This is a genomic window from Thermodesulfobacteriota bacterium (assembly GCA_036482575.1).
Taxonomy (GTDB): Bacteria; Desulfobacterota; GWC2-55-46; order GWC2-55-46; family JAUVFY01; genus JAZGJJ01.
On sequence record JAZGJJ010000125.1, the window covers coordinates 1 to 6603 of the forward strand.

At 56.4% G+C, this 6603-nt stretch carries 5 protein-coding genes; 1 reads left to right on the top strand and 4 read right to left on the bottom strand.

Going from position 1 to position 6603, the window contains the following annotated elements; all coding sequences use genetic code 11:
* Window positions 1-95: 95 nt before the first annotated feature.
* A complete protein-coding gene (locus V3W31_05610) occupies window positions 96-917 on the top strand; it encodes a class I SAM-dependent methyltransferase (GenBank protein ID MEE9614417.1) in 822 nt (273 codons plus the stop codon).
* A 136-nt stretch (window positions 918-1053) separates the two neighbouring features.
* Here the strand turns inward: V3W31_05610 and V3W31_05615 are convergent, their stop codons facing one another.
* The 4 genes from V3W31_05615 to V3W31_05630 all read right to left on the bottom strand — a co-directional run bounded on the left by V3W31_05615 (window position 1054) and on the right by V3W31_05630 (window position 6338).
* Window positions 1054-2055, bottom strand: a complete 1002-nt coding sequence (locus tag V3W31_05615; GenBank protein ID MEE9614418.1) for a hypothetical protein — start codon at window positions 2053-2055, stop codon at window positions 1054-1056.
* A gap of 28 nt (window positions 2056-2083) precedes the next feature.
* Window positions 2084-3106 carry an acyl-CoA dehydratase activase gene (locus V3W31_05620; protein MEE9614419.1) on the bottom strand — a complete coding sequence of 341 codons (1023 nt, stop codon included), beginning with the start codon at window positions 3104-3106 and terminating at the stop codon, window positions 2084-2086.
* 14 nt (window positions 3107-3120) lie between these two features.
* On the bottom strand, window positions 3121-4056 hold the full coding sequence (locus V3W31_05625; protein MEE9614420.1) for a 2-hydroxyacyl-CoA dehydratase: 936 nt from the start codon (window positions 4054-4056) through the stop codon (window positions 3121-3123).
* Window positions 4057-4250: 194 nt separating this feature from the next.
* Window positions 4251-6338, bottom strand: coding sequence for a sigma-54 dependent transcriptional regulator (locus tag V3W31_05630; GenBank protein ID MEE9614421.1), 2088 nt, complete (start codon window positions 6336-6338; stop codon window positions 4251-4253).
* Window positions 6339-6603: the final 265 nt, after the last annotated feature.

The window sequence follows — 6603 nt, forward strand, 5'->3', positions numbered from 1 at the left end:
GAGACCCTGAAACAAGTTCAGGGTGACAATATGGGACTTTTTCAACAACCCCGCTGTCCCTGTTTTCTTCAATGAAAGAACAAGAGGCTTGAATTATGAATATCCGGACGTTACATGCGATAGCAAACGGATTGAGAAAAATAGGATTGCTCCAAGCTGTTGATTGGTTGCTATACCTGAAAGAGCTGATAAATATAAATGTTATAAAAGCTAATAGGGAATTCCTGTCTAATCATATCGACTTCCCCGTTCCTCCAAAGCATCTTGCATTTGACGCATATGGTGGTTTTAGATGGGAAGCATATTTTAATTCAGGCGTAATGCATGCGAAAGTCATAGGAGATATCCTTAATAAGGAACTGACGGCAGACAACGTCAGAATTTTTGAATGGGGATGTGGTCCCGGCCGTATAGTTCGTCATTTAAGAGGTGCTCTCACTCATAGGAATGTTGAATTGTGCGGAAGCGACTACAATGCGGAATCTATAGAGTGGTGTCGGGAGAATATAAAGGGGGTAGAATTTTTCACCAATCAGGCACGACCGCCCTTTCCTTTTGAGTCTAATTTTTTAGACTGTGTATGTGCAGTATCAGTCTTCACTCATTTATCGGAAAAAATGCATTTTGAATGGATGAAAGAACTGAGGCGAGTTCTAAAACCCAACGGCCTGCTCATCATAACAACTCACAGCGATTCTGCCAGTGACAGGCTCCTGTCGCATGAGAAACAATTGTATGATTCGGGGAAATTGGTTGTCAGAGGAAACATAAAAGGGGGCAAAAAGTGGTGTCTTGCATATCATCCTTCAGAGTTCGTTAGGAATGAATTGCTTGAAACGTTTACCGTGGTATCTCAAAATTACTTTTTACCCACTCAAGATATCTGGGTTGCGAAAAAAAGCGGCATCATGGTATAGCTAACGGCGATAACGGTTCGGCCTAATTTATGGCCTGCTCCCCACGAATCGATGCAGGAAGCTTGATAACTACTATGTAAAAGAGATAATTCTTGGCCCTTCTCCCAACTGTCAGGTGAATACCAGCACTGTACAGTCATTCCCATGGCATCCTCTCCATAGGGGGCTCGGGGCTGGATGGAGGGGGGGAGGGGGAAAAGGGGGGGAAGGGAGGGTGCGATAAAAGAAACCCCTCCACTATATTCAAGCTTAGCTCTTCGTAGGCCTTTTCCAGTTCCTCGCCGAACGCTCCGGCATCGATTTCGTCCCGACCCCCGAAGCTGCGCTCCGCGCCCAGGTATTCGAATGTACGGGCGTGGAGCTCTGTGTTGTCCGCGGTCCTTATGAGCTTCGTATTGACGGTCATAAAGAGCGAATGTTCTTGCCTTTCGCCCGCGGCGTTCCTCAAATCTACGTTCAGCACGCTTATCTCGATGACCGTATCGACCCCCTCGCCGGTGAGGACTCTGTGGTCGGTTTTGTCTCCGGGGGATGCGGGCCCCCGTGCCGCGATGAGGAAAAGGGGGATCGAGGTCCGTGCCCGGACGGTTTCGGAGAGGCGCTCCCCCATCTCCTCCTGTATATCATGGGCGGAGAGGCTTTCCTCGATAGCGGTCTCTCTCTCGTTCAGTGCCTTCTTTGGCAGCGCTTTACTTATCCCTTTAACCGTTCCAACCACCGTACCGATAGCCGCGCCGCCGACTACGGAAGCGGCCGCCAGAGCCGTGAAAAGCACAATACAGGGTCCGACAAAGAGGCCGCTACCCGTACAAGCGCTCATACCACCCAGCAGTATTGTAGCCCCCACCGTTCCCCCGACCGCCGTCCCCTGGAGGGTCCCCTTGCCCGTCTCTTTCCCGGCCACTGCCAGCCGTCCCGTTATCCGCTCGGTAGTGGAAGCGCCGGGCCCGACCTCCGGCTCAAAGCGCGCCGGGACCACGCCGACGGTGCCGAGTTCCGCCCTTGCCTCCCTCCTTACCTCACCGGAGGAGGGCGGTTTCAGAGCGTGGGCGCAGCCCCACTGCCCGGTGAGGAGCGCGAGGCAGAGAAAGACTATTATCGGATAGTAGGTCGAGGCTTTCGTCTTCGCGGTCTTCATGATAACCTCCGTCTTTGCAGTGGCGGGTTTACACCGTTGCCGGACTTAAAGGGGCGGGATGTTTTCCCCCCGTCCTCGCGTCCGTTTTTACCTCCGCTCCCGTCGTTACTACCTCTTCACCCCCGCCCACTACCACGCACTTGTCGCACTTGTTACCCACGCACCCGGCCACGGCCCCGTTCTTAATAAGCTCCACTATCTCGCACTCGTTGCTGCATTTGGTCCCGTACCTTATCCTGGTGTCGTAGTCCGTGGTTACGTCGAGCTTTCTCGGCCTCTCTATGCCGTAGCTCTTCGTAAGGAGCGCCATGCCGAAGGCCCCCATAAGGTGCGGCATCTCCGGGATGATTATTTCCTCGCCCACCTTCTCCTCGAAGCACTTTACGACCGCCCCGTTCCAGGCGACCGCGCCCTGGAATATGTAGGGCCCCTTGAGGCGGTTGTTCCTGACGAGTATGGAGAAGTAGTTGTTGACGACCGCCCTGCACACACCCATCAGTATGTCCTCGACCGGCACTCCCACGTTCCGCTTGTTGACGGCGGTGCTCTGGGCGAAGACCCCGCATTTGGCGGCCACGGATACGTTATTCTTCGAGCCGAGCGCCATGGCCGAGACCTCCTCGATGGAGACCCCCATCCTCGCGGCTATGGCCTCCACCATGGTGCCGGTGCCGGAGCTGCAGGAGGTGTTCATCGCAAAACCGGTGACCACGCCGTCCTCGGCCTGGATGAGTTTTGAGTCCTCGCCGCCTATCTCGAAGACGGTATTGACCTCGGGGTTATAGTGGAGCGCGGCGGTCGAGTGGGCTATTATCTCGTTCTTTACCAGGTCGGCGTCGAGCAGTATCCTGCCGAAGGCCCTCCCCGACCCGGTAATCCCTATACTACTTATCTCGTAGCCCTCGAAGCCCTGAACGAGCTTTTGCACCGACGAGGTTATCCCGAGGTTCTTCATGTAGTCCGACTCCACGACGGTGCCGATATCGTCTATGAGTACGGCCTTTATGGAGCTGCTCCCTATGTCAACTCCCATGTAGTATTTCCGAGCCATGATATTACCTCCTTTTATACCGCCTGCAAGCGGGGCGCGTTGCCGGTTATTCCCTTGCTTATCCGTATCGTCTCCGTGAACGCCTCGAGGCGTGTCAGGATGTTGAGCTCCGAGGAGTTGTCGTCTATCTCGATCTTCAGTATGGGCTTTTTGTTCTTCTTGCATATGTGCTCTATTATGGGCAGGACCGTGGCCTCGGGCATGCAGCTAAGGGGGAAGACGTATATTATCCCGTCGACTTCGTGCATCTCTTCGAGCACGTGGACTATGTTCTGGAAGCCGTGGCCGCCGACCTTCTTGTCGATATACTTTGCCGCCTCCGCGGACCTTACCCTTCTGCCGCGGACGTTCGAGTTTATGAAGGCCGAGAGGGTGCAGGCCAGCCTGCTCCCGGCCCCGAGGTCGAGGAGCCTTTGCCTGAGGTTGAAGTTCACGTCCGGCTCGAGGAGCGTGTATATCTCGCCGATGAGGAGTATCTTCATGTCGCCCTTCGCGAACTTCTTCTCCTGCTCTTCTTCGTACCTCTTTATCTCCTTTATGGTGTTTATGACGACCCGCCAGACCTTGAAGAACGAGCTCCCCGTTATGCGCCGGATGTCCCTTATGATGTTGCCGCTCCTGACTATGTGGAACCCTATGTCGTGGCCGAGGTTCGAGAGCGCCAGGTCGTAGAGGTTCCCGTAGTGCCTGAAGCGGCACTGGCCCTGGGATGAGTAGGTTATTACGTCGGTAATCGTCCCGGCCCTCGTGTCGTCCTCGATTGCCTTTATGAGGGTCCCGAGCGTGGCCTTGTAGGGCCAGCACATCATCTCAACGCTGTTCAGTATGCCGTGCTGGTTCGTCTCGCTCGAAACCGAGGGCGGGTGCACCACGTTCAGGCCGAGGTCCCGGAACGCCTTTACGAAGAACTTAGTGTAGTGGCCGAGCTTTGGAATGGTGTATGTCCTCATCTCTTCTCTCTCCTTCCGTTATGGTATTGGGTTCTGTCGACCTTAGTAAGAAGCAAGAAGGATGCCACGGGAGGTTCTTGAGGTGCGGAAGAGGGAAAATAGCTATAAGTACTGATGGGTTAGGTGGTGGCAGGGGGGCGGGCGCACCAATCCCGGGGACGGGCTTTTATGAATCTTTTCGTCTACAGTGTATCTTAAGGGGTTCTGTCTTTGGGCGTGATTCCGAGTTGCCGGATGAGGCGCGAGAGGTAGGTCCGTTGGAGGCCCAGGAGTTCCGCTGCCCTGGTCTGGTTCCCGCCGGTCTTCTTGAGCGTTTGCTCTATTACGTGGCGCTTGTGGCTTTCCACCGCGTCGTGGAACGGTTTTAACGCCTCCGCGGTCTCCGTTCTAAGCGGTGCGCCGCATTCCAGAAGGGTGATATCCTCGGGGTTAATCCGCCCGTCCCGGTCCATGACCACGGCATGCTCGATAACGTTTTTAAGCTCCCGGATATTGCCGGGCCACGGGCAGTTTCTAAGAACGGCCAGCGCGTCGGCGGTAATGGCCGGCTTTTCTTTCTTAAAATTCCGGCTGAATATCTCCAGGTAGTGGTCGACCAGGAGGAGCAGGTCCTCGGTGCGCTCCCTCAAGGGTGGGAGGTCCAATGTGATGACGTGCAGGCGGTAGTAGAGGTCGCTCCGGAACTTTTCGGTGGAGACCAGTTCTTTAAGGTCCTTGTTGGTCGCCGAGACGACCCTTACGTCCACGGGGACGGGTTCCCTGCCCCCGACGCGCTGGATCTCCCGCTCTTCAAGCACGCGTAGCAGCCGGGCCTGCATGGCGGGAGAGATATCGCCCACCTCGTCCATGAAGAGCGTCCCTCCGTCGGCCGCCTCGAATATGCCCTGCTTTCGGGAGAGCGCCCCGGTGAAGGCCCCTTTCTCGTAACCGAAGAGCTCGGCCTCCAGGATGCTTTCGGGCAGAGCCGTGCAGTTTATTGCCAGGAACTTCATATCGCGCCTCGGTCCGGCCAGGTGGACGGCCCTGGCAAGGAGCTCCTTCCCAGTGCCGGTCTCGCCCGTAATGAGAACGGTCGAGTCGACTTGAGCGACCATCCGGGTCCGCTCGAAGAGCTCCTGCATCACCTCACTCTTCCCGACTATCCCGAAGAAGTCGGACTCCCTCTGGATGCCGGTCTTGAGATTTTCGTTCTCCCGGGCGAGCGCCCTCTTCTCCATGGCGGATACGAGCTGCATCCGCCGCGCCTCCCTTACCCCCCGGAGATGGTTGAAGAGGAGCGGCACTATCTCTCGCCTGGTCCGTGCGACCTCGGGGTGCGCCTTCGGGACTTCCATGGCTTTCCATTTATAGAGATAGCGGGAGTAGGGCGCGTTGAAGATCCGACCTTTTCCGAGGGTATATTCGAGCGGGCCGTTCTTAAGGGTGCCGCCGCGCACTATTTCGTAGGCGGCATTTTCCTCCTTACGGTCGTGCGGGCTCGTCCCCGCCCGGGCGGTGAGGACGCTTACCGCGCCGCCTTCGGACCTTACGACCATTTCTTCTGGGTCTTCCGGGCTTACGGGGCAGTCCGGGGAGAAGGGGAGGGTTTCGGTCTTGAGGTATATCTTCCTCGCCGTGGCTACCGCCTTATCCGAAGCGGACTCCACTATGGACAACCGGTCCCCGTCCTCTTCCACCCGGTAGCCCTCGAACTCGCCGACGACGGTCTCGATCTTTATCTGGGAGAGCTGCTCGACGCAGGCGGCGTCCTCGACGTAGTCGAACATCCCGGTAAAGCCCTCATAGTTCCCCCGGACCATCTGGGTGCCGGAGATCGAAGGCACCACGCTCGGGGCGAACCTTGAGAGGAGGACGACCTCGTTAGCGTCTGGAGATGGCGTGGCGGACGGGGTGAGGCACTGGAGTTTCAGGTAGTTGCCGTAGCCCCCGGCCCAGAGGTTGGAGTAGAGGAGTATCTGTTCGATATCGTTAAGGAGCTTTACTATGACCTCCAGGAGCGAGGGCGCCCGGCCGGGCTCGAAGTAGTCCCTGGCGGCGAGGTAGGCGACGTCCTTCCTGCCCGTCGCCCTTTCCGCGGCCCGGACCAGCTTTTTTAATACGTGGTGGGGGATCCAGTTGTTGTGGTCCTTAAGGAAAGTTTTCGGGTCCTCGATAGCGGCCGAGGGGGCGACGCTCTCCAGAATCCCGCTATAGTCGACGTCCGTATCCTTCCCGGTCTTCTCCAGATGGAGGATGATCATCCGGGTAAGGAAGCAACTGGTCCATGGGGATTCGTGGTCCATCTCGAAATAGTCCCGTTTTGGTTTGGTAAAGAAAGGAAGAGAGTTTCCGGTTAAACTTAACGCAACGCGGGTTGATTGTCAACGGGCGCGGGTTCCCTATCAGCCGTCCCCGTCTTCTACTTTTCCCGTGTGACCCTCCTTGTGCATGAAGTAGGAGGCCAGCGAGATAAGCAGGATGCCCACGGCCAGGAACAGGAGGTCGATTACTTCGTTATACTCCATATCCACCGCGTACTTGAAGAAGGTGACTATGAGCACCATTATT

Excerpts from the sequence above, each read along its gene's own strand:
- V3W31_05625 (MEE9614420.1), bottom strand. The coding sequence starts at position 4,056 with ATGAGGACATACACCATTCCAAAGCTCGGCCACTACACTAAGTTCTTC.
- V3W31_05630 (MEE9614421.1), bottom strand. The coding sequence starts at position 6,338 with ATGGACCACGAATCCCCATGGACCAGTTGCTTCCTTACCCGGATGATC.
- V3W31_05620 (MEE9614419.1), bottom strand. The coding sequence starts at position 3,106 with ATGGCTCGGAAATACTACATGGGAGTTGACATAGGGAGCAGCTCCATA.
- V3W31_05615 (MEE9614418.1), bottom strand. The coding sequence starts at position 2,055 with ATGAAGACCGCGAAGACGAAAGCCTCGACCTACTATCCGATAATAGTC.
- V3W31_05610 (MEE9614417.1), top strand. The coding sequence starts at position 96 with ATGAATATCCGGACGTTACATGCGATAGCAAACGGATTGAGAAAAATA.